This is a genomic window from Streptomyces sp. NPDC012935 (genome assembly GCF_042900345.1).
GTDB lineage: Bacteria > Actinomycetota > Actinomycetes > Streptomycetales > Streptomycetaceae > Streptomyces.
In genome coordinates this window covers 1-1,211 of record NZ_JBIBBC010000094.1, presented here as the reverse complement: position 1 = coordinate 1,211, position 1,211 = coordinate 1, and the positions used below count along the sequence as shown (strand labels likewise).

1 protein-coding gene and 1 pseudogene are annotated in these 1,211 nt (G+C 68.3%); one reads left to right on the top strand and one right to left on the bottom strand.

Annotated elements, in window-relative coordinates:
* Positions 1-237: 237 nt before the first annotated feature.
* Positions 238-855: a hypothetical protein gene (locus ACFY5C_RS41785; protein ID WP_389455318.1), complete on the bottom strand. Its 618-nt coding sequence runs from the start codon at positions 853-855 to the stop codon at positions 238-240.
* A gap of 267 nt (positions 856-1,122) precedes the next feature.
* Between ACFY5C_RS41785 and ACFY5C_RS41780 the strand changes: the two are divergent.
* Positions 1,123-1,211, top strand: a pseudogene (locus tag ACFY5C_RS41780) (bifunctional methylenetetrahydrofolate dehydrogenase/methenyltetrahydrofolate cyclohydrolase); the annotation flags it as partial.

Here is a 1,211-nt window from a genome sequence, read left to right as displayed (position 1 = left end):
ACCCCCGTGCGCCACAAGCCGCATGACCATCCTGCCGGACGCCACTGACAAGATCACGTCTACAACCGGGCAACGTCCGACGGCCGTTCACTGCCGACCCGCACCACCGAGCCACGCAGGACCGGGTCTTCGAGCGCATACGACAGCGAGGCCGTGTCCCCGTCGTGAAGGGACACGGCCTCGGCTGTGGTGGAGCGATCCGGGTCGGCCGGCGGTCTTCCGCGGCGGCCGGGCGGCTCAGTAACGCGGACGGTTGAACCAGGCGCCCGCCTGGCTGTTGACCATCGACGTCAGGATGATGCCGGCGATGGCGAGCGAGATCAGACCACCGAAGGTGGCGGAGCCGTTGCCACCGCTCGCGATGTTGACGATGCCGCCGAGGATCATCAGCGACGCGTACACGATCGTCGTGACGCGGATGCCGCTGCCGCCGTTCTTGAACTTCACGCCCAGGAAGATGGACAGCGCGCCGAGCGCCAGCAGGATGCCCGCCAGGAGGAAGCCCAGACCGGCGAGCGAGTCGGTGGAGTCACCGGAGCCGACGCCGTTGGACAGGTCCTGGGCCGCGCCGACCGCGACACCGGCGATGAGGCCGAACAGGAGCTGGAAGCCGGAGAGGATGAAGAGCAGCACACGGGCCGTCTTCATCAGGCCGGGCATCTCCATGGGCATCGCGGGTCCGCCCGGGTAGCCCGGGTAGGCCGGCTGGCCCTGCGGGTAGCCGTAGGCGGGCGGCTGCTGGGGAGCGCCCTGCGGGTAGCCGTAGCCGGGCTGTCCCTGCGGGGGCTGCGGCGGGTAACCGGGCTGTCCCTGGGGCGGCGGGCCGTAAGGGTTGTTCGGGGCGCCGAAACTCATGGCGGTCTTTCCTCCGTTGTCCGAGTGCGGGGACGCGCGGCACGGTGCGGAGGAGATGTGACTGATGCGGTTCGTCCCCCCGGTACTGCCCGCGGCACTGCTGTCACATCGTTCTTTAGTCGGCTCTTACTTGTCCAGCCGCATTCCCTATGTGTTGTGCAAGTGCAACATCACTGATCATGGACGCATACGCCCGGAGATGCGCCGGAGGGCACCGCCCGGGACCCGGATTGGAAGAGAGAGGGCGTCATCAAGGAGGATGGGGGCATGACCGCCCAGATTCTCGATGGCAAGGCCACCGCAGCCGCGATCAAGTCCGACCTGACCGCCCGCGTGGCGGCGCTGAAGGAGAAGGG

Coding starts and splice junctions, on each gene's coding strand:
- ACFY5C_RS41785 (WP_389455318.1), bottom strand. CDS start 855: ATGAGTTTCGGCGCCCCGAACAACCCTTACGGCCCGCCGCCCCAGGGA.